Below are 21,141 nucleotides of genomic sequence, written 5' to 3' on the forward strand. Positions count from 1 at the left end.
GTCCGCGGAATGGTCGCGGCTCACCGACAGTTTACGCGATCGACGGCGCCACGACGATGTCCCGCCGCCGCCCGTCCCGATCCCGCCATCCACTACCCCGACGGCCGGACACGCCCGGTCGTCGGTCCGGAGCCCGATGACCATCCAGCCTCGCCGGTCACCTGGACACCTTCTGAGTGCCGGTTCACTATGCTGGAGAGGCCCTCCCGCAGCGTGCCCCGATGACGTCGGCCGCGTTCGAGCCGGTCGGCTGCCGGCAACGGCACCGCGACGGAGCCCCGGGTCGGCAACATGTCCGTGCGATGGCACGAGCCCTCGCACATGTCGCATCAATGAAGGGTCAACATCCAAGTGGCTGAATTCACCTGGGACGCCATCGACCGGAAGGCCGTCGACACGGCCCGCGTCCTCGCCGCCGACTCTGTCGAGGCGGCCGGCAACGGTCACCCCGGCACCGCGATGAGCCTCGCGCCGCTGGCTCACCTCCTGTTCCAGAAGGTGATGCGCCGCGACCCGAGCGACTCCACGTGGATCGGCCGCGACCGCTTCATCCTCTCGGCAGGCCACGCCTCGATCCTCCAGTACGTGCAGTTCTACTTGCACGGCTACGGCCTCGAGCTCGACGACCTGCAGCACCTGCGCAAGTGGGGCTCGAAGACCCCGGGCCACCCGGAGTACGGCCACACCGACGGCGTCGAGATCACGACCGGCCCGCTCGGCCAGGGCCTCGCCTCCTCCGTGGGCTTCGCCTACGCGCAGCGCTTCGAGCGCGGCCTGTTCGACCCGGAGACCCCGGCCGGCCAGTCGCCGTTCGACCACTACACCTACGTGATCGCCGGAGACGGTGACATGCAGGAGGGCGTCACGAACGAGGCCGCCAGCCTCGCGGGCCGCCAGCAGCTCGGCAACCTCATCGCCTTCTACGACTCGAACCAGATCTCGATCGAGGACGACACCGACATCGCGTTCTCCGAGGACGTCCACGCCCGCTACGAGGCGCTCGGCTGGCACGTCCAGGTCGTCGACTGGAAGAAGACCGGCGAGTACAGCGAGGACGCCGAAGCGCTCCACGCCGCCGTCGAGGCCGCGAAGCAGGTCCACGACAAGCCGTCGCTCATCGTCCTCAAGACGATCATCGGTTGGCCGTCGCCGACCAAGCAGAACTCCGGCAAGATCCACGGCTCCGCACTCGGCGCCGACGAGCTCAAGGGCCTCAAGGAGGTCCTGGGCTTCGACCCCGAGAAGACCTTCGACGTCGACCCCGAGGTCCTCGACTACACCCGTGGTGCGATCGCCAAGGGCCAGGCCGAGCACGCCGAGTGGCAGAAGTCCTTCGACGCGTGGGCCGCGGCCAACGCCGACAAGAAGGCGCTCTTCGACCGCGTCCAGGCGAAGGAGCTCCCGGAGGGCCTCGAGGCCGCACTGCCGGTCTTCAGCTCCGAGAAGGCCGTCTCGACCCGTGCCGCCTCGGGCAAGGTCATCAACGCCATCGCGCCGCTCATGCCCGAGTTCTGGGGCGGTTCGGCCGACCTGGCCGAGTCGAACCTGACCACGATCGAGGACGGCAAGTCCTTCGGTCCGGCCGAGGCCACGACGAAGACCTGGACCACCGACCCGTTCGGCCGCGTCCTGCACTTCGGCATCCGCGAGCACGCCATGGGCTCGATCCTCAACGGCATCGTCCTGCACGGGAACACCCGTCCCTTCGGCGGCACGTTCCTCATCTTCAGCGACTACATGCGTCCGGCGGTCCGTCTCGCCGCGCTCATGAAGGCGCCGGCGATCTACGTCTGGACGCACGACTCCATCGCCCTCGGCGAGGACGGCCCGACGCACCAGCCGATCGAGCAGATCAGCGCCCTCCGTGCGATCCCGGGTCTCGACGTCGTCCGCCCCGCTGACGCCAACGAGGTCGCGTACGCCTGGCTCGAGATGCTCAAGCACCAGGACCGCCCGGCCGGCATCGCGCTGAGCCGTCAGAACCTCCCGGTCTTCGAGCGTGGTGAGGGCGACGCCTCCGGCGAGACGCTCGCCTCCGCGAAGAACGTCGCCAAGGGCGCCTACGTCCTGGCCGAGGCCCCGAACGGCACGCCGGACGTCATCCTCATCGGCACCGGTTCCGAGGTGCAGATCGCGCTCGACGCGCGTGAGCAGCTCAAGGGCGAGGGCATCAACGCCCGCGTCGTCTCGGCTCCGTCGCTCGAGTGGTTCCACGAGCAGGACGAGGCGTACCGCGAGTCGGTCCTGCCGAAGGCCGTCAAGGCCCGCGTCTCGGTCGAGGCCGGGATCGCGATGAGCTGGCGCGACATCGTCGGTGACGCCGGTCGCAGCGTGTCGATCGAGCACTTCGGTGCCTCGGCCGACTACCAGAAGCTGTTCGAGGAGTTCGGCTTCACCACCGAGCACGTCGTCTCGGCGGCCAAGGAATCGATCGCAGCAGCCTCCTGACCCCCTGGGCCGGGCCCGGACTCCGGGCCCGGCCCTTCCGTACGGGAGGCCCGCGGCGACTCCGCCACGGACCTCCCGTCCCGGGGGGCACGTCCCCCCGCACAGACCCCGGCTCGAGCAGCCGACGAACGAAACGAAGAAGAGAAGAAGCGAATGACTGACACCACTCCCACCGAAGCCCTCTCCGCCGTCGGCGTGAGCATCTGGCTCGACGACCTGTCCCGCGAGCTCCTCGAGACCGGCCGTCTCGAGAACCTCATCGCGGACCGCAACGTCGTCGGCGTCACCACCAACCCGACGATCTTCGCCTCGGCCCTCGCCAAGGGCGAGCGCTACGACGCGCAGGTCAAGGAGCTGGCCGCGGCCGGTACCGACGTGACCAACGCGATCTTCGAGATCACGACGCGTGACGTCGCCGACGCGTCGGACATCTTCGCCCCGATCTACGCCTCCTCGAACGGCTTCGACGGCCGCGTCTCGATCGAGGTCGAGCCGGGTCTCGCGCACGACACGGCGAAGACCATCGAGCAGGCGAAGTTCCTGTTCGACAAGGTCGGCAAGGAGAACGTCCTCATCAAGATCCCGGCGACGGTCGACGGCCTCGAGGCCATCACCGAGGTCATCGGCGCGGGCATCTCGGTCAACGTCACCCTGATCTTCTCGCTCGAGCGCTACCGCGCCGTCATCGACGCCTACCTCGGCGGGCTCGAGAAGGCCAAGGCCGCCGGCCACGACCTGTCGAAGATCCACTCGGTCGCGTCGTTCTTCGTGTCGCGCGTCGACTCCGAGATCGACAAGCGTCTCGACGCCATCGGCTCCGACGAGGCCACCGCGCTCAAGTCCAAGGCGGGCATCGCCAACGCCCAGCTCGCCTACCAGGTCTGGACCCAGGCCTTCGCGACCGAGCGTGCCCTCGGCCTGCTCGAGTCCGGCGCGAACACGCAGCGCCCGCTGTGGGCCTCGACCGGCGTCAAGGACCCGTCGCTGCCCGACACGCTCTACGTGACCGAGCTCGCCGCCCCGAACACCGTCAACACGATGCCGGGCAAGACCCTCGAGGCGACGTTCGACCACGGCGAGGTCCACGGCGACGCGATCGCCGGCACCTTCGACGACGCGAACCAGGTCATGGACCAGCTCGCTGCCGTCGGTGTCGACTACGACGACGTCGTCGCGCTGCTCGAGAAGGAAGCCGTCGAGAAGTTCAACGTCTCGTGGGGCGAGCTCGTCGACACGGTCCAGACCGCGCTCGAGAACGCCAAGTAGGAGTGACCGTCTCCATCGCCGCCAGCGGTGACGCGGCGCGGGCCATCGACACGGTGGTCCCGCGCCTCGTCACCGACCTGGTGGCGTCCGGGATCACGGCGCAGGACGCCGCCCTGTGGGGCCCCGCCGCGGAAGCCGAGGCGTCGAAGCGCCTCGGCTGGGTGGAGGCGGTCTCCGTCTCCCGTCCGCTCGTCGCCGAGGTCGCCGCGCTGCGCGAGCAGTTGCTCGCCCAGGGCGTGGACCGGGTGGTGCTCGCCGGCATGGGCGGCTCGTCGCTCGCGCCAGAGGTCATCACCCGCACGGCCGGGGTCCCGCTCGTCGTCCTCGACTCCACCGATCCCGCGCAGGTCCGCGCCGCGCTGACCGACCTCGAGCGCACGGTGCTCGTCGTGTCGTCGAAGTCCGGTTCGACGGTGGAGACGGACTCGCAGCGCCGGGTGTTCGAGCAGGCGTTCCAGGACGCCGGGATCAACCCCGCCGGACGGATCGTCGTCGTCACCGACCCGGGCTCCGCGCTCGAGGCGACGGCACTCGAGGCCGGTCACCGGGTCTTCACCGCCGATCCTACGGTCGGCGGTCGGTACTCCGCGCTCACCGCGTTCGGGCTCGTCCCCGCCGGTCTGGCCGGAGCCGACATCGCCGAACTACTCGACGAGGCCGACGCCATCTCGGTGCTCCTCGCGGTCGACACCGACGAGAACCCCGGGCTCGTGCTCGGAGCAGTCCTCGGCGGGACGGCTCCCCTCCGGGACAAGATCGGGATCGTCGCGGACGGGACGCACATCCTCGGCTTCGGCGACTGGGTCGAACAGCTCATCGCCGAGTCCACCGGCAAGGACGGCCGCGGGCTGCTGCCGGTCGTCCTCGACGTCGACTCCCCCCGAGGTGACCGCGGGTCTGCCCGACCTGCAGGTCGTCCGGCTGGTGGGCTCCCGGGAGGACGAACGACACGTCGCCGCCGGCGAGGTCGAGATCACGGGCACGCTCGGCGGGCAGTTCCTCGTCTGGGAGTACGCGGTCGCGGTCGCCGGGCGCCTGCTCGGGATCAACCCGTTCGACCAGCCCGACGTCGAGGCCGCCAAGGTCGCGGCCCGGGCGCTGCTCGACGCGCCCGCCGCCGAGACGACGGCCCCCCTCGTTCGAGGACGACGGCATCGCGGTCTCCGCGACCGGCGGACTCGAGACCGGCGCGACGCTCACCCAGGCCGTGTCGAGCCTCCTGGCCGCGGTCGGCGAGGACGGCTACCTGGCGGTGCAGGCGTACGTTGACCGTTCGGCCGGCCACGGCCTGGAGGCCCTCCGCGACCTCCTCGCCGAGCGCACGGGCCGTCCCGTCACCTTCGGGTACGGGCCCCGGTTCCTGCACTCGACCGGCCAGTACCACAAGGGCGGTCCCGCGAACGGCGTCTTCCTGCAGATCGTCTCCGACGAGCAGGACGACCTGGCCGTCCCCGGCCGCCCCTTCACCTTCGGTCGGCTCATCCGAGCCCAGGCCGCCGGCGACGCGAGTGTCCTCGCCGAACACGGCCGCCCGGTGCTGACCCTGTCGACGCGGGACCTCCCCGCAGCGACGGCGGTCATCACGGCTGCAGTCACCACCTGATCAAAGGAGTTCACCGACATGTCACCGGTGGCGATCACCCCGGAGCACAACCCGCTCCGGCTGCCCACGGACCGTCGACTGAACCGGATCGCGGGTCCCAGCACCCTCATCATCTTCGGAGTCACGGGAGACCTCTCCCGCAAGAAGCTGATGCCCGCGGTCTACGACCTCGCCAACCGGGGGGCTACTGCCGCCCGGCTTCGCGCTGGTCGGGTTCGCTCGGCGTGACTGGGAGGACCAGGACTTCTCCCAGCTCGTCCACGACGCCGTCAAGGAGCACTCGCGGACCCCGTTCGACGAGGACGTCTGGCGTCAGCTCGAACAGGGCATCCGCTTCGTCCAGGGGTCCTTCGACGACCCCGAGGCGTTCACGCTCCTCAAGGAGACGGTCGACACCCTGGACGCCGAACGCGGGACCCTCGGGAACCACGCGTTCTACCTGTCCATCCCGCCGAAGATGTTCCCGGTCGTCACCGAGCAGCTCAAGCTGTCCGGGCTGACCGAGAAGCGCGACGGGTCGTGGAGCCGGGTCGTGGTCGAGAAGCCCTTCGGTTCGGACCTCCGCACGGCCCGCGAACTGAACGCGATCGTCGAGAGCGTCTTCGCGCCGGACGACGTGTTCCGCATCGACCACTACCTCGGCAAGGAGACCGTCCAGAACCTCCTGACGCTCCGGTTCGCGAACCAGATGTACGAACCCATCTGGAACTCGAACTACGTCGACCACGTGCAGATCACGATGGCCGAGGACATCGGCGTGGCCGGACGTGCCGCCTACTACGACGGCATCGGTGCGGCGCGGGACGTCATCCAGAACCACCTGCTACAGCTCCTCGCCCTCACGGCGATGGAGGAGCCCGTCTCGTTCAAGGCCGGACACCTCCGTGCCGAGAAGGAGAAGGTGCTCTCCGCGGTCCGCCTGCCCGAGGACCTGTCCACGGCGACCAGCCGCGGGCAGTACGCCGGCGGGTGGCAGGGCGGCGAGAAGGTGCTCGGGTTCCTCGAGGAAGCGGGCATGAACCCCGAGTCCACGACCGAGACCTTCGCGGCCATCCGTCTCGACATCGCGACCCGCCGCTGGCAGGGGGGTTCCGTTCTACCTGCGTGCCGGCAAGCGACTCGGCCGCCGCGTCACCGAGATCGCGATCGTGTTCAAGCGCGTGCCCGAGGACGTGTTCGGCATCGAGCAGTCGCCCCTCGGCCAGAACGCGCTCGTCATCCGCGTGCAGCCGGACGAGGGCGTCACGCTCCGCTTCGGCTCGAAGGTCCCCGGCGTCGGGACGCAGGTCCGCGACGTCACGATGGACTTCGGCTACGGCCACGCGTTCACCGAGGCCTCCCCCCGAGGCCTACGAACGGCTCATCCTCGACGTGCTCCTCGGTGACCCGCCGCTGTTCCCGCGGCACCAGGAGGTCGAGCTGTCCTGGAAGATCCTCGACCCGATCGAGGAGTTCTGGCGGACACAGGGCCAGCCCGAACAGTACCGTCCCGGCACGTGGGGCCCGGCTTCGGCCGACGAGCTCCTCGCACGCGACGGTCGGACCTGGAGGCGTCCATGAAGATCGACCTGCCGAACACCACGGTCTCGAAGATCCAGAAGACCCTGGTGCACATCCGCGAGGAGGGCGGCGCCGTCGCACTCGGTCGCGTGCTCACCCTCGTCGTCTCGACCGCTCTCGGCCGCGAGGAAGAGGCGATCGAGGCCGCGAACCAGGCGTCCCGCGAGCACCCGATGCGCGTCGTCATCGTGTCGAAGAACGAGGGCGACATCGCATCCCCCGGCCGTCTCGACGCGCAGATCCGCGTCGGCAGTGACGCGGGTGCCAGCGAGGTCATCGTCCTCCGCGCCTACGGCGAGACCGCTGCGGACGAGGAGAGCCTGGTCACCGGGCTCCTCCTGCCCGACGCGCCCGTCGTGGCGTGGTGGCCGGAAGCCGCGCCGGAGAAGCCGTCGGTCTCGCCGCTCGGCCGGATCGCCCAGCGCCGGATCACCGACGCCGCGGCGCAGAAGGACCCGAACGGCGCGATCATGGCGCTCGCGGACTCCTACGCGCCCGGCGACACGGACTTCGCCTGGACCCGCCTCACGCTGTGGCGGAACCAGCTGGCCGCAGCACTCGACCAGCCGCCGTTCGAGCCGATCACCGCGGTGGAGGTCTCCGGCGCGTTCGACAGCCCGTCGACGGTGCTCCTCGCCGCCTGGCTCGGGCTGCAGCTCAAGGTGCCGGTCGACGTCACGACCTCGCCGCGGGCCACGGGTTCGAGCGGCATCCACGGCGTGAAGCTCGTGCGCGACTCCGGCACCATCGAACTCGAGCGCTCGCTGGTCGACGTGGCGACGCTCTCGATGCCCGGCCAGCCGACGCACGACCTGTCCCTGCCGCGCCGCAATCTGCGCGACTGCCTGGCCGAGGAACTCCGTAGACTCGACCCGGACGTCCTCTTCGGAGACGTCGTCAAGCACGGGGTGGCCAAGCTCCGCGAACGCATCGCGGACTGACCACCGCCACGGTCCGACCGTCCGTCCTCCCCCCGCCCTGCCCGTCAGGTCGGCAGGTCGGACGGCCGGCCGGACCGACCGCGGTCACACCGGTGACCGCACCACGAACACGGGAGTCACGTGACCAACGAACGGCGGGTGCTGGTGCACCCCGACAAGCAGGCCCTCGGCGCCTCCGTCGCCGCACGCTTCATCACGAAGCTCATCGACGTGCTCGACGAGCAGGGACGGGCCGACATCGCGATCAGCGGTGGTTCGGTCTCCACGCTCGTCCTCGCGGCGATCGGGCAGTCGCAGGCGCAGGAGAGCGTCGACTGGTCGAAGGTCCACGTCTGGTGGGTCGACGAGCGCTGGGTGCCCGCGGGTGACGCGGACCGGAACGACGCCGGCACGCAGACGGACTTCCTCGACCACGTGAGCATCCCGGCCGAGAACATCCACCCGATGGCGTCGTCGGACGCCGGCCTCACCATCGACGAGGCCGCGACGCAGTACGAGCGCGAGCTGCACGACGCCGCTCCCGACTCCGCCGACGCGCCCCGCTTCGACATCACGCTGCTCGGGGTCGGTCCGGACGGGCACACCGCGTCGCTGTTCCCGGAGTTCCCGCAGCTCCGCGTGACCGACCGCATGGTCGTGCCCGTCGACGACTCGCCCAAGCCCCCGGCACAGCGCCTGACGCTCACCTACCCGGTGATCAACGCGTCGCAGCGCGTCTGGGTGATCCTGTCCGGCGCCGAGAAGGCATCCGTGCTCGGCCTCGCCCTCGCCGGTGCCGCCGTGGACGAGGTCCCGGTCGGCGGCGTGCAGGGCCGCAAGCGCACCGTCTTCTTCGTCGACCAGGACGCTGCACGCGACGTCCCGGAGAACCTCATCGCGTCGACGTACTGACGCACCGCACGACGGACGGGAGGCCCGGTACCAGCTGGTACCGGGCCTCCCGTCCGTCGCGGGGTCGCCACCGGCGGAGCGGGCTGGTGGCCGCTCGTCGAGGTCGCATGAACTGCCGCGCCATGCGCCCGTAGGCGGCACGCTGTGCGACCTCGGCGGACGGCGCGCGGCATGTCATACGACCTCGACGGGGCCCGAACCGACGAGGACGACCGCGGCGACCTCCCCTGACGACGAAGGCCCCCGCTCCTGACGGAGTGGGGGGCCTTCGGACGTCTGCTGTTACTTGGCGGCGGTGCCGCGGCGCTGACGGAGCTGCTGCAGCGCGTCCTCGAGGAGCTGCGCTGCCTCTTCCTCGGTGCGACGCTCCTTCACGTACGCGAGGTGCGTCTTGTAGGGCTCGGTCTTCGCGACCTGCGGCGGGTTCTCCTTGTCGCGACCGGCCGGGAGACCGGTGGACGGCGAGTCGACCGTCTCCGGGATTTCCTCGTCGGGGGAGGTTCGCGGCGAAGTACCGCACGACCTCGTTGCCCATCGCGTCCCAGTACGAGATCGCGACGCGCTCGGCCTGGACGCCACGGTCCTGCTCGCCCATCGGGCCGGCGCCGACGCGCGACCCACGGATAGCGCTTCCTCCGGATGCCATGTCAGCTCCCTGCCGTGAACTTGTTGATGAGACCGAGCACGATGATGCTCGAGATCCAGAGGAGCCCGAGGATCACGGTGATGCGGTTCAGGTTGCGCTCGGCGACGCCGGATGCCCCGAGGTTGCTCGTCACACCACCGCCGAACATGTCGGAGAGGCCGCCACCGCGACCCTTGTGCAGGAGGATGAGGAGCGTGAGCAGGAGGCTCGTGATCGCGAGCAGGACCTGCAGCACGACGGAGAGTATCGCCACGACGTACCTTTCGTGTCAGTCAGCCATCCGAGTATACCGGTCACGCGAGCTGCGCTCCGGACCCGGACGGGGTGTGTGCACAGCACGAGGCGCGACGGGCGGACCCGTCGCGCCTCCTGCGGTCGTTCTAGAGACCCACGTGCTGCTGGAAGCGCGCGATCGCCGCGAACTCCTGCACGTCGAGCGATGCGCCACCGACGAGTGCGCCGTCGATGTCGGGCTCACGGAGGAAGCCGGCGATGTTGCCCGACTTCACCGAGCCGCCGTAGAGGACGCGGGTGTCGGCTGCGGCCTGGTCGCCCCACGCCGCTGCGATCCCACGGCGCAGTGCGGCGCACTCGTCCTGGGCCTGCTCGGCCGTGGCCGCCTGGCCGGAGCCGATCGCCCAGACCGGTTCGTACGCCACGACGATCTCGGCGGGCTGCACCGCACCGAGGACGACCCCGAGCTGCTCGACCGGCACGACACCGGCGCCGCGCTGTTCGCGCTGCTCACCGGTCTCGCCGACGCACACCACCGGGACGAGGCCGTGCTTGACCGCCGCCGCCGTCTTCGCCGCGACGACCTCGTCCGTCTCACCGTGCATGGTGCGACGTTCGGAGTGCCCGACGATGACGTATTGCGCATCGAGCGCGGCGAGGAACGCGCCGGACACGTCGCCGGTGTACGCGCCGGAGTCGTACTGTGACAGGTCCTGCGCGCCGAAGGCGATCGGCAGCTTGTCGGCCGAGATGAGCGTCTGCACGCTCCGCAGGTCCGTGAACGGTGGGAAGACCGCCACCTCGACGTCGGCGTGGTCGTGCCGAGCGTCCTTCAGCGTCCACGCGAGCTTCTGCACTGTGGCGATGGCCTGGAGGTGGTCCAGGTTCATCTTCCAGTTGCCGGCGATGAACGGCGTGCGGGTCATGCCGTCCACCCCAGCGCTTCGAGGCCGGGGAGCGACTTGCCCTCGAGGAACTCGAGACTCGCTCCGCCGCCGGTGGAGATGTGCCCGAACTGGTCGTCGCGGAACCCGAGCGAGCGGACGGCAGCTGCCGAGTCGCCGCCACCGACGACGCCGAGGCCGTCGACCTCGGTCAGCGCCTGCGCGACGGTCTTCGTACCCGCTGCGAAGGCGGGGGAACTCGAACACGCCCATCGGGCCGTTCCAGAACACCGTCTTCGACGAGGAGACCGCTGCGGCGAACCGTTCCGCGGTCTCGGGGCCGATGTCGAGGCCGATGCCGTCGGTACCGAAGGACGAGGACTCGATCGCGTCGGCCGCGACCGTCTCGTGCTCGGCGTCCGCGGCGAACCCGGAGGCCACCACGACGTCCGTCGGCAGGTCGATCGTCACGCCGAGCTCGGTCGCGCGCGAGAGGTACTCGCGCACGGTGTCGAGCTGGTCCTGCTCGAGCAACGACTTCGCGACCCCGTGGCCCTGCGCCGCGAGGAAGGTGAAGAGCATGCCGCCACCGATGCAGATGGTGTCGACGCGGGGCAGCAGGTGGTCGATGACGCCGAGCTTGTCGCTGACCTTCGACCCGCCGAGCACGACCGTGTACGGGCGCTCCGGGTCCTTCGTCAGACGCTCGAGCACGGTGAGCTCCTGCTCGATGAGCTGTCCTGCCGCGCTCGGGAGCGCAGCGGCCAGCTCGTACACCGAGGCCTGCTTGCGGTGCACGACGCCGAAGCCGTCGGAGACGAACGCATCACCGAGTGCGGCGATGCGGTCGGCGAAGGCGGCGCGTTCGGCGGCGTCCTTCGAGGTCTCCTCCGGGTTGAACCGGAGGTTCTCGAGCAGCAGGACGTCACCGTCCTCGAGGGCCTCGGCGGCCGCGGTCGCCTCGTCGCCGACGGTCTCGCCGACGAAGGTGACCGGCTTCGCCAGCAGTTCGGACAGCCGCTGGGCGACCGGCGCGAGCGAGTACTCGGGGGGCCGGAGTGCCGTCGGGTCGACCGAGGTGCGACACGACGATCACACGCGCACCGGCGGTGATCAGCGTGTTCAGCGTGGTGAGCGACGCCCGCACGCGGCCGTCGTCCGTGATCGTGCCGTCCTTGAGCGGGACGTTCAGGTCACAGCGGACGACGACGCGCTTGCCGGCGAGGTCGCCGAGGTCCTCGAGGGTGCGGAGAGCCATCAGGTCAGAGCTTCTCGCCCACGAACTCGGTCAGGTCGACCAGGCGGTTCGAGTAGCCCCACTCGTTGTCGTACCACGAGGTGATCTTGACGAGGTTGCCCATGACCTTGGTCAGGCCGGAGTCGTAGATCGAGGAGTGCGGGTCCGTCGTGATGTCGGTCGACACCAGCGGGTCCTCGCTGTAGAGCAGGATGCCCTTCAGCGGGCCCTCGGCGGCGGCCTTGTAGACGGCGTTGATCTCGTCGACCGTGACGTCCGACTTGGTCTCGAGCGTGAGGTCCGTGATCGAACCGGTCGGGACCGGCACGCGGAGCGCGAAGCCGTCGAGCTTGCCGGCGAGCTCCGGGAGGACCAGGCCGATGGCCTTCGCCGCACCGGTGGAGGTCGGGACGATGTTCAGGGCCGCGGCACGTGCACGACGCGGGTCCTTGTGCGGGCCGTCCTGCAGGTTCTGGTCGGCGGTGTAGGCGTGGACCGTGGTCATGAGACCGCGCTCGATGCCGAACGCGTCGTGGAACACCTTGGCGAGCGGCGCGAGGCTGTTCGTGGTGCACGAGGCGTTGGAGATGATGTGGTGGTTCGCCGCGTCGTAGGTGTCCTCGTTCACGCCGAGGACGATGGTGACGTCGTCACCGGTCGCCGGGGCGGAGATGATGACCTTCTTGGCGCCCGCGTCGATGTGCTTCTGTGCGTCGGCGGCCTTGGTGAAGAACCCGGTCGACTCGATGACGATGTCGACACCGAGCTCACCCCAGGGGAGGTTGGCGGGGTCGCGCTCGGCGAGCACCTTGATGGCCTTGCCGTCGACGACGATGTTGTCGCCGTCGAGCTCGACGGAGACGCCGAGCTTGCCGGTGATCGAGTCGTACTTGAGCAGGTTCGCGAGCGCGGCGTTGTCGGTGAGGTCGTTCACCGCCACGATCTCGAGGTCGCTGCCCTTGGCCAGAGCGGCCCGGAAGAAGTTACGGCCGATCCGGCCGAAGCCGTTGATACCGATCTTGACGGTCAATGGAGCTCCTGTTGGGTGTGGAGCGCCTCGGGAGGCGCTGCTTTTCGGAGTGTGGAGGCGTCGTCGGGGACGACGGCCGGCCCACGTGTGGTGGACGATACGCCCCGTAACGTCGCCGGAACGACCCTAGCAGTCGGACCCCCTCGGACCACCTGCATGACGTCGACCCGTGCGGGTCGGTGTCCGGTGGCCGAGGGGGTCCGGAGGACGACCGGGCTCAGGCGCCTTCGAGCTCCTCGGGCACGCTCGCCTCGGTGCCGGGCACGCCGAGGTCGGACGCGCGCTTGTCGGCCATCGCGAGCAGTCGGCGGATCCGGCCGGCGATCGCGTCCTTGGTCATGGGCGGGTCCGCGTGCTGGCCGAGCTCGTCGAGCGAGGCGTCACGGTGCTCGAGCCGGAGGGTCCCGGCGTACTGCAGGTGGTCGGGCACGTCGTCGCCGAGGATCTCGAGGGCACGCTCGACGCGGGCGCAGGCGGCGACGGCGGCCTGCGCCGAGCGGCGGAGGTTCGCGTCGTCGAAGTTCACGAGCCGGTTGGCGGTGGCACGGACCTCGCGGCGCTGGCGCATCTCCTCCCAGTCGGCGGTCGTCCGGGCGGCGCCCATCGCGGTGAGCATCTGGCCGATGGCCTCGCCGTCACGGATGACGACCCGGTGCACGCCCCGGACCTCCCGGCCCTTCGCGGCGATCCCGAGGCGGGAGGCGGCACCGACGAGCGCCATCGCGGCCTCGTTGCCCGGGCAGGTGACCTCGAGCGCGGCGGCCCGGCCCGGGTCGGTGAGGGTGCCGGAGGCGAGGAAGGCGCCGCGCCAGATGGCGGCGAGGTCCTCGCGGGTGCCGGTGGTCAGGCGGTTCGGCAGGCCGCGGACCGGGCGACGGCGGGCGTCCATGAGTCCGGTCTGGCGGGCGAGCGTCTCGCCGGCCTCGAGGACGCGGACGAGGTAGCGGGTGCCGCGTCGGGACGAGGCGGTCGACCCGACGGAGGCCTCGCTGCGCACGCCGTACAGCTCGGCGAGGTCCTTCCGGACACGGTGCACGATGATCCGGGTGTCGAGTTCGACCTCGACCGCGATCCGGCCGGAGATGACGTGCAGCCCTCCCGCGAACCGGAGGACGGTCGCGAGCTCGGCGGCGCGGACCGTGTTCCGGTTGACGACGACCCTGGCCAGCTCGTCCTTCACCTCGGCAGTCAACGGCACGGCATCATTCCTTACGTTCTTCGGGGTGGGGTTCCGCGGCCCCGGGGCGCACGCGTGTGGAGACAGCCGGTGGGACGGTCACTCCCGGCCGAGATCTCGGTTCTTCACACGCACGGCGACGTTGGGCATCCCGCGGAGGAGGCTCGCCAGCTCGGCGACGATGGCGACCGAACGGTGCTTGCCGCCGGTACAGCCGATGGCGATCGTAGCGTGTCTTTTGTTCTCCCGCTGGTACCCCTCGAACACCGGCTCGAGCACGGAGGCGTAGCGCTCGACGAACGAGCGGGCTCCCGGCTGCTCGAGGACGTAGTCGGAGACGGGCGCGTCGAGGCCGGTGTGCGGCCGGAGTTCCGGGACCCAGTACGGGTTCGGGATGAAGCGCACGTCGGCCACCATGTCGGCGTCCGCGGGCAGACCGTACTTGAACCCGAAGCTCATCAGGGTGACCTGGACACCGACGAACCGGTCCTCGGCGAACCGCTCCGTGACCGCGTTCGCGAGCTGGTGGATGTTCAGGTCGGAGGTGTCGATGACCATGTCCGACGCTTCCCGCAGCCCGAGCAGCCGCGCCCGTTCCCGGGCGATGCCGTCGAGCAGGGTGTCCTCGCCCTGCAGCGGGTGCGGGCGGCGGACCTGCTCGAACCGTCGGACCAGGACCTCGTCGGTGGCCTCGAGGAACAGCACGCGGACCCGCGCACTGGTGCTCTCGCGGACCTGCTGGACGGCGTGCTCCGGTTCGGTGAAGAAGCGGCCGCCACGCACGTCGACCACGGTCGCGATCTTGGGGATCGACTCCCCCCGCGCGGTCGGCGAGGTCCGTGAGCGGTCCGAGCATCTGGGTGGGCAGGTTGTCGACCACGTACCAGCCGAGGTCCTCGAGCGCCTTCCCCACGGTGGACCGGCCGGCACCGGACATGCCGGTGACGATGAGCACGTCGTGCTGCTGCTGGGAGGTGGTGTCGGTCATCTGCGAAGGAGCTCCGTCGTGGTCGGGCCGGGCGGGTCGCCCGGCCGGTGCGAGCGCCGGCCCAGGTCGGAGACCAGGCTACCGTCCGGCCGGGAGGCCCGTGCGGACGTCATGCGGGCCGCTGCGGCCCGTCGGGCCCCGCGTCGGGGACGCGCACCGGGCCTCCCGACCGGGCGCCGACCGGTTCGGCACCTGTGTCCGGTGCGCTGGCCGTGGTGGGAGCACTGGCCGGGGTGGGAGCACTGGCCGGGGTGGGAGCACTGGCCGACTCCGGGGCGCTCACCGGGACGGTGGCGAGCTTGCGCACCACGGCGGCCGCGGTCGCGGGCCCGACACCGGGCACCTCGCCGACCTCCTCCGCGGTGGCCTGCCGCAACCGGGTGACCGAGCCGAAGTGCTTCAGCAGCGCCGCGACACGGCTCGGCCCGAGCCCGGGGATCTCCGACAGCTGCGACTTGACGTCCCGCTTGCGCCGCGTGCGCTGGTGCGTGATCGCGAAGCGGTGGGCCTCGTCTCGCAGGCGCTGGATGAGGAAGAGCGCCTCGGAGTTGCGGGGCAGGATGACCGGGAAGTCGTCGTCGGGCAGCCAGAGCTCCTCGAGCCGCTTCGCGATCCCGACGAGCGCGATGTCGGTCACCCCGGCCTCGTCCAGCGCGCGCTTCGCCGCCGCGACCTGCGGCTGCCCACCGTCCACCACGAGGAGCTGCGGCCGGTACGCGAAGCGCTTCGTCGGCTTCGTGCCGTCGACCACGTCGTCCACGGTCGCATCGGGGACGTCGGGCAGGGCCGCGTCCTCGTCGAGGCGGGCGAGCCGCCGTGTGAGGACCTGGTACATGCTGTCCGTGTCGTCGGTCGTCTCGGCGATCGTGTACCGGCGGTACTGGTCCTTGCGGGGCAGCCCGTCCTCGAAGACGACCATCGAGGCGACGACGTTGGTGCCTTGCAGGTGCGAGATGTCGTAGCACTCCATCCGCAGCGGCGCCTCGGTCATGCCGAGGGCCTCCTGGATGTCGGCGAGGGCCGCAGCACGGGTCGTGTAGTCGGCCGAGCGCTTGGTCTTGTAGAGCATGAGCGCCTGCTGGGCGTTCTGCGAGGCGGTCCGGGCCAGACCGGCACGGTCCCCGCGCTGGGCGGTGCTGAGCTTCGTGCCACGACCACCCCGGCGGTCGCTGAGCCACTGCTGCAGGGCGTCGGCGTCGTCGGGCAGGACCGGCACCACGACCTCGCGCGGCGGTTCCTCACCACCGGCACCGGCGGGCAGGTCCGTCCCGGCGTACACGCCCTGGACGATCTGCTCGACGAGGTCCCCGGTGCTGATGTCGAGTTCCTTGTCGACCACCCAACCGCGCACACCGCGGATCCGGCCGCCCCGCACCGAGAACAGCTGCACGGCGGCGGCGAGCTCGTCCTCGGCGATGCCGAACAGGTCGAGGTCCACCGAGTCCTTGAGCACCACGGCGGACTTCTCGAGCACGGCTTCGAGGGCCTCGACCTGGTCCCGGTAGCGCGCCGCCTGCTCGTACTGCATGGCGTCGGCCGAGGCGGCCATGCGCTGCCGCAGCTGCGTGATCACACGCCGGTCGTAGCTGCCCATGAAGCGGACGAACTCCTCGACCAGCGCCCGGTGCTCCTCGATCGTGACCCGCTGCGAACACGGTCCGCCGCACTTGCCGATCTGCCCCGGGAAGCACGGCTTGCCGGTCTGCATCGCGCGCTTGTACGACGACTCCGAGCAGGTGCGGATCGGGAACACCTTGATCATGAGGTCGATCGTGTCGTGCACCGCCCAGATCTTCGGGTAGGGCCCGAAGTACTTCGCGCCCTTGATCTTGCGGTTGCGCGTGACCATCACCCGCGGCGCCTCGTCCGCCATCGTGATCGCCATGTACGGGTAGGACTTGTCGTCGCGGAACTTGACGTTGAAGGGCGGGTCGAACTCCTTGATCCAGGTGTACTCGAGCTGGAGCGCCTCGATCTCGGAACCGACCGTGGTCCACTCGACGCTGCGCGCCGTCAGCACCATGCGCCGGGTGCGCTCGTGCAGCGTCGGCAACGGCGCGAAGTAGTTGCTCAGCCGCGCGCGGAGGTTCTTCGCCTTGCCGACGTAGAGCACCCGGCCGGCCTCGTCGCGCCACCGGTACACGCCCGGGTCGGTCGGGATCTCACCGGCCTTCGGACGCCATGCGACGGTGTCCGCCACCTACCGAGCACCCGCCTTCGCCGCCGCGGCGCCGCGCACCTCGCCCTGTCGGCCCTGCACGGACCGCTGCTTGCCGACGCGGGCGTCCTGGGCGTCGAGGATCTCCCGCAGGAAGACCCCGGTGTGGCTCTCGGGGACGTCGGCGACGTGCTCCGGCGTACCGGTCGCGAGCACCGTACCGCCGCCGGACCCGCCCTCGGGCCCCATGTCGATGAGCCAGTCGGCGGACTTGATGACGTCGAGGTTGTGTTCGATCGTGATCACCGTGTTGCCCTTGTCGACCAGGCTCTGCAGCACGAGGAGCAGCTTGCGGACGTCCTCGAAGTGCAGACCCGTGGTCGGCTCGTCGAGCACGTACACCGTGCGGCCGTTCGAACGGCGCTGGAGCTCGGTGGCGAGCTTCACGCGCTGGGCCTCGCCGCCGGAGAGCGTCGTGGCGCTCTGCCCGAGCCGGACGTACCCGAGGCCCACGTCGACGAGCGTCGCCATGTAGCGGTGGATCGCGGAGATCGGCTCGAAGAACTCGGCCGCCTCGCTGATCGGCATGTCGAGCACCTCGGAGATGTTCTTGCCCTTGTAGTGCACCTGCAGCGTCTCGCGGTTGTACCGGGCACCGCCGCAGACCTCGCACGCGACGTAGACGTCGGGCAGGAAGTTCATCTCGATCTTGATCGTGCCGTCGCCGGAGCAGTTCTCGCAGCGACCGCCCTTGACGTTGAAGCTGAAGCGCCCGGGCTGGTACCCGCGGGTCTTCGCCTCCTGCGTCTCGGCGAACAGCTGCCGGATGCGGTCGAACACGCCCGTGTAGGTCGCCGGGTTGGACCGCGGCGTCCGGCCGATCGGCGCCTGGTCGACGTGCACGACCTTGTCGAGCTGGTCGAGGCCCTTCACACGGGTGTGCTTGCCGGCGATGTGCCGGGCACCGTTGAGCTGGTTGGCGAGCACCTTGTAGAGGATGTCGTTGACCAGCGTCGACTTGCCCGAGCCGCTCACGCCCGTGACCGCCGTGAACACGCCGAGCGGGAAGTCGACGTCCACGTCCTTGAGGTTGTTCGCCCGCGCACCCTGCACGCTGATGACGCGCTTGCGGTTCACCTTGCGGCGCTCGGACGGCATCTCGATCGCCCGACGTCCGGCCAGGTAGTCACCCGTGATCGACTCGCGGTTCTCGATCATGTCCGCGTAGGAGCCCGAGTGCACGACGTTGCCGCCGTTGACGCCCGCGCCAGGACCGATGTCGACGACCCAGTCCGCGGTGCGGATCGTGTCCTCGTCGTGCTCGACGACGATGAGGGTGTTGCCGAGGTCCTTGAGCTTGACCAGGGTGTCGATGAGCCGGCGGTTGTCGCGCTGGTGCAGCCCGATGCTCGGCTCGTCGAGGACGTACAGCACGCCCGTCAGACCGGACCCGATCTGGGTCGCGAGCCGGATGCGCTGTGCTTCGCCGCCGGAGAGACCGCCGGCTCCGCGCGCCAGGGTCAGGTAGTTGAGGCCGACCTCGAGCAGGAACTCGAGCCGCGCCCGGATCTCGCGCAGCACGGCGGCGGCGATGTGCGCCTCCCGCGCGGTGAGCGTGATGTCGGCCATGAAGCCGTAGGCCTCGTCGAGCGCCATGTCCGTGACGTCGGCGATGCTGCGGCCGTCCACCGTCACCGCGAGGACCTCCGGCTTGAGGCGGGTGCCGTCGCACACGGGGCACGGCACCTCGCGCAGGTAGCCCTGGAACCGCTGGCGCTGCGAGTCGGTCTCGGCCTCGGCGAACTTGCGCTCGATGTAGGGCATGACGCCCTCGAACCCGCTCGTGTACCGCATCTCGCGGCCGAAGCGGTTCTTCCAGGACACCGAGACCTCGAAGTCCTTGCCGGTGAGGATGGCGGCCTGCACCGACGCGGGCAGCTGGTTCCACGGCGTGTCCAGGCGGAAGCCGAGCTCCTTGCCGAGACCGGCGAGCAGCTTCTCGAAGTAGGAGTACAGGCCGCTCGTCCCGGTCCAGGGCAGCAGGACGCCGTCGGCCAGGGAGGCCTCGGGGTCGCCGAGGACGAGGTCCGGGTCGACCGACATCCGCGTGCCGAGGCCGGAGCACTCGGGGCAGGCGCCGAACGGCGCGTTGAAGGAGAACGTCCGCGGCTCGATCTCGGTGAGCGCGAGCGGGTGGTTGTTCGGGCACGAGAGGTTCTCGGAGTAGGTGCGGACCGCGCCGGGGCCCTCGTGGTCGACGAGGTCGATCGCGACGGTGCCGTTCGTGAGCCGCAGCGCCGTCTCGAGGGAGTCGGTCAGCCGGCCGAGGATGTCGTCGCTCGCCACCAGCCGGTCGATGATGACCGAGATGTCGTGCTTGACCTGCTTCTTGAGCGTCGGCGGGTTGCTCAGCTGGATGCGCTCCCCGTCGACGATCGCGCGCGCGTAGCCGGACGCGGCGAGCTCCTGGAAGAGGTCGACGAACTCGCCCTTCTTCTTCGACACGATCGGCGCGAGCACCTGGAACCGGGTGCCGGTCTCCTGCGTCATGAGCTGGTCGGCGATCTGCTGCACGCTCTGCTTGCTGATCACCTCACCGCAGACGGGGCAGTGCGGGATGCCGATGCGCGCCCAGAGCAGACGCATGTAGTCGTAGACCTCGGTGATGGTGCCCACCGTGGACCGCGGGTTGCGGTTCGTCGACTTCTGGTCGATCGACACCGCGGGCGACAGGCCCTCGATGAAGTCGACGTCCGGCCGGTCGACCTGGCCGAGGAACTGGCGCGCGTACGCGGACAGCGACTCCACGTACCGCCGCTGCCCCTCGGCGAAGATCGTGTCGAACGCCAGCGAGGACTTGCCGGAGCCGGACAGTCCGGTGAAGACGACGAGCGAGTCGCGCGGGATCTCGAGGTCGACGTCGCGGAGGTTGTGCACGCGTGCGCCACGGACGCTCAGCGTCGACGTGTCGTGCGGAGCCGTCCCACCGGGCAGGTGCAGGTCCGACGGCTCGTCGAAGTCATCCGGGTCGGACATGGCGGTTCCGCGGTCAGAGGTGATGGTCATCGCAGACGATTCTACGAAGCCGCTCCGACAATCGTCCGCCGGTGCGGATCAGCCGAGTGCGTCGAGAGCGAACGCGACCCCGGAGGCGTCTTCGCTCGCGGCCCACAGCCGCGCCGCTTCGCCGCGGTCGTGTGCGCGCGGCTCGGCGGGGACGACGGCCGCAGGCCCGCGGAGCTGGAACCAGCCGGCCGGACCCCAGTACTGGCCGGACCGGACGTCGGTGCCGACGGCGGCGTGGACGAGCGGCACCGCACCGGCGTCCTTGCCCTGCGCGATCCAGCGCTGGCCCGGCCCGATCCAGGCGGGCTCGGCGCCCGAGGACACAGGACCCGGTGTCCCGACGCCGTGGGCACCCGGACGGCCGGTCGCCGTGCGCCGTCCGGTCAACGAGTCGAGCGCGAGGCCGGGGTGCGCCACGACGCTCGTCACGCGCGACCCGGCGTCGGCGAGCCGCTGCGCGAGTTCGAACCCGAAGAGCATCGCAGCGAGCTTGCTCCGCGCGTACTGCCGGTAGCCGTTGTAGTGCCCGGCTCCGAGCGGGTCGTGGCGGTCGAGTGTCACCCAGCGGTGCGAGATCGACCCGAGGTGGACGACCCGACCACCCGTGGCGGTGAGCAGCGGGAGCACGAGACCGGTCCACGCGAAGTGGCCGAGGTGGTTCGTGCCGATCTGCAGCTCGTGGCCCTCGGTGGTGGAGCGTCGCTCGCGCGAGCCGACCACCCCGGCGTTGTTGAGGACCGCGTGCACGGGTCCGAGCGCCGCGAGCGAGTCGGCCGCGGACCGTACGGAGCCGAGGTCGGCGAGGTCGAGGTGCACGTGCTCGAGCGTTGCGTCGGGCACCACCGCCCGGATGCTCCGCTCCGCCGCGGTCGCCTTCTCGGGGTTCCGGGTCGCGAGGACGACCCGGTGTCCGGCGGCGGCCAGCTGCTCGGCGGCCTGGTACCCCAGGCCCGCGCTGGCGCCCGTCACCACCACCGTGCGACGGGCGTCGTCCGACGCCGACGGCTCCCCC

The 21,141-nt window shown here is 70.3% G+C and carries 11 protein-coding genes and 5 pseudogenes; 6 read left to right on the forward strand and 10 right to left on the reverse strand.

Annotated features, from left to right (window positions below; genetic code table 11):
• The first annotated feature begins 351 nt into the window (after positions 1-351).
• The 6 genes and pseudogenes from tkt to pgl all read left to right on the forward strand — a co-directional run bounded on the left by tkt (position 352) and on the right by pgl (position 8,709).
• Entirely contained in the window at positions 352-2,448 is a 2,097-nt protein-coding gene (gene tkt, locus DEJ15_RS11290) for a transketolase (protein WP_110825016.1), read from the forward strand.
• A gap of 153 nt (positions 2,449-2,601) precedes the next feature.
• Complete coding sequence (tal, locus tag DEJ15_RS11295; RefSeq protein ID WP_110825017.1) at positions 2,602-3,714, forward strand: transaldolase; 1,113 nt, start codon at positions 2,602-2,604, stop codon at positions 3,712-3,714.
• Between the two features lie 2 nt (positions 3,715-3,716).
• Positions 3,717-5,317 (forward strand): annotated as a pseudogene (locus tag DEJ15_RS11300) (phosphoglucose isomerase-related protein).
• Positions 5,318-5,335: 18 nt separating this feature from the next.
• Positions 5,336-6,877 (forward strand): annotated as a pseudogene (gene zwf, locus DEJ15_RS11305) (glucose-6-phosphate dehydrogenase).
• On the forward strand, positions 6,874-7,818 hold the full coding sequence (locus DEJ15_RS11310; RefSeq protein ID WP_110825020.1) for a glucose-6-phosphate dehydrogenase assembly protein OpcA: 945 nt from the start codon (positions 6,874-6,876) through the stop codon (positions 7,816-7,818). Before zwf ends, DEJ15_RS11310 begins: the two are co-directional and overlap by 4 nt.
• A 120-nt stretch (positions 7,819-7,938) precedes the next feature.
• Positions 7,939-8,709, forward strand: a complete 771-nt coding sequence (pgl, locus tag DEJ15_RS11315) for a 6-phosphogluconolactonase (protein WP_110825021.1) — start codon at positions 7,939-7,941, stop codon at positions 8,707-8,709.
• 282 nt (positions 8,710-8,991) lie between these two features.
• On the opposite strand, the pseudogene DEJ15_RS11320 reads toward pgl, so the two are convergent.
• The 10 genes and pseudogenes from DEJ15_RS11320 to DEJ15_RS11365 form a co-directional block, all read right to left on the reverse strand.
• Positions 8,992-9,355 (reverse strand): annotated as a pseudogene (locus tag DEJ15_RS11320) (RNA polymerase-binding protein RbpA).
• 1 nt (position 9,356) lies between these two features.
• Entirely contained in the window at positions 9,357-9,608 is a 252-nt protein-coding gene (gene secG, locus DEJ15_RS11325; protein WP_110825023.1) for a preprotein translocase subunit SecG, read from the reverse strand.
• 127 nt (positions 9,609-9,735) lie between these two features.
• On the reverse strand, positions 9,736-10,515 hold the full coding sequence (tpiA, locus tag DEJ15_RS11330) for a triose-phosphate isomerase (RefSeq protein WP_110825215.1): 780 nt from the start codon (positions 10,513-10,515) through the stop codon (positions 9,736-9,738).
• Positions 10,512-11,731 (reverse strand): annotated as a pseudogene (locus DEJ15_RS11335) (phosphoglycerate kinase). Before DEJ15_RS11335 ends, tpiA begins: the two are co-directional and overlap by 4 nt.
• Before the next feature lie 4 nt (positions 11,732-11,735).
• Positions 11,736-12,740 carry a type I glyceraldehyde-3-phosphate dehydrogenase gene (gene gap / locus DEJ15_RS11340; protein WP_110825025.1) on the reverse strand — a complete coding sequence of 335 codons (1,005 nt, stop codon included), beginning with the start codon at positions 12,738-12,740 and terminating at the stop codon, positions 11,736-11,738.
• Between the two features lie 217 nt (positions 12,741-12,957).
• The gene (gene whiA, locus DEJ15_RS11345; RefSeq protein WP_110825026.1) at positions 12,958-13,938 is read right to left on the reverse strand and encodes a DNA-binding protein WhiA; all 981 of its coding nucleotides are present in this window, start codon (positions 13,936-13,938) and stop codon (positions 12,958-12,960) included.
• A 78-nt stretch (positions 13,939-14,016) separates the two neighbouring features.
• A pseudogene (gene rapZ / locus DEJ15_RS11350) lies at positions 14,017-14,905 on the reverse strand (RNase adapter RapZ).
• Between the two features lie 109 nt (positions 14,906-15,014).
• Positions 15,015-17,105: an excinuclease ABC subunit UvrC gene (uvrC, locus tag DEJ15_RS11355; protein WP_110825028.1), complete on the reverse strand. Its 2,091-nt coding sequence runs from the start codon at positions 17,103-17,105 to the stop codon at positions 15,015-15,017.
• On the reverse strand, positions 17,106-20,129 hold the full coding sequence (gene uvrA, locus DEJ15_RS11360) for an excinuclease ABC subunit UvrA (protein ID WP_258365883.1): 3,024 nt from the start codon (positions 20,127-20,129) through the stop codon (positions 17,106-17,108).
• Positions 20,130-20,177: 48 nt separating this feature from the next.
• A complete protein-coding gene (locus DEJ15_RS11365; RefSeq protein ID WP_284175004.1) occupies positions 20,178-21,098 on the reverse strand; it encodes an SDR family NAD(P)-dependent oxidoreductase in 921 nt (306 codons plus the stop codon).
• Positions 21,099-21,141: the final 43 nt, after the last annotated feature.

Origin of the sequence: Curtobacterium sp. MCJR17_043 (assembly GCF_003224315.2) — a bacterium.
Classification (GTDB): domain Bacteria; phylum Actinomycetota; class Actinomycetes; order Actinomycetales; family Microbacteriaceae; genus Curtobacterium.

Coding starts and splice junctions, on each gene's coding strand:
- tal (WP_110825017.1), top strand. CDS start 2,602: ATGACTGACACCACTCCCACCGAAGCCCTCTCCGCCGTCGGCGTGAGC.
- DEJ15_RS11310 (WP_110825020.1), top strand. CDS start 6,874: ATGAAGATCGACCTGCCGAACACCACGGTCTCGAAGATCCAGAAGACC.
- tpiA (WP_110825215.1), bottom strand. CDS start 10,515: ATGACCCGCACGCCGTTCATCGCCGGCAACTGGAAGATGAACCTGGAC.
- uvrA (WP_258365883.1), bottom strand. CDS start 20,129: ATGACCATCACCTCTGACCGCGGAACCGCCATGTCCGACCCGGATGAC.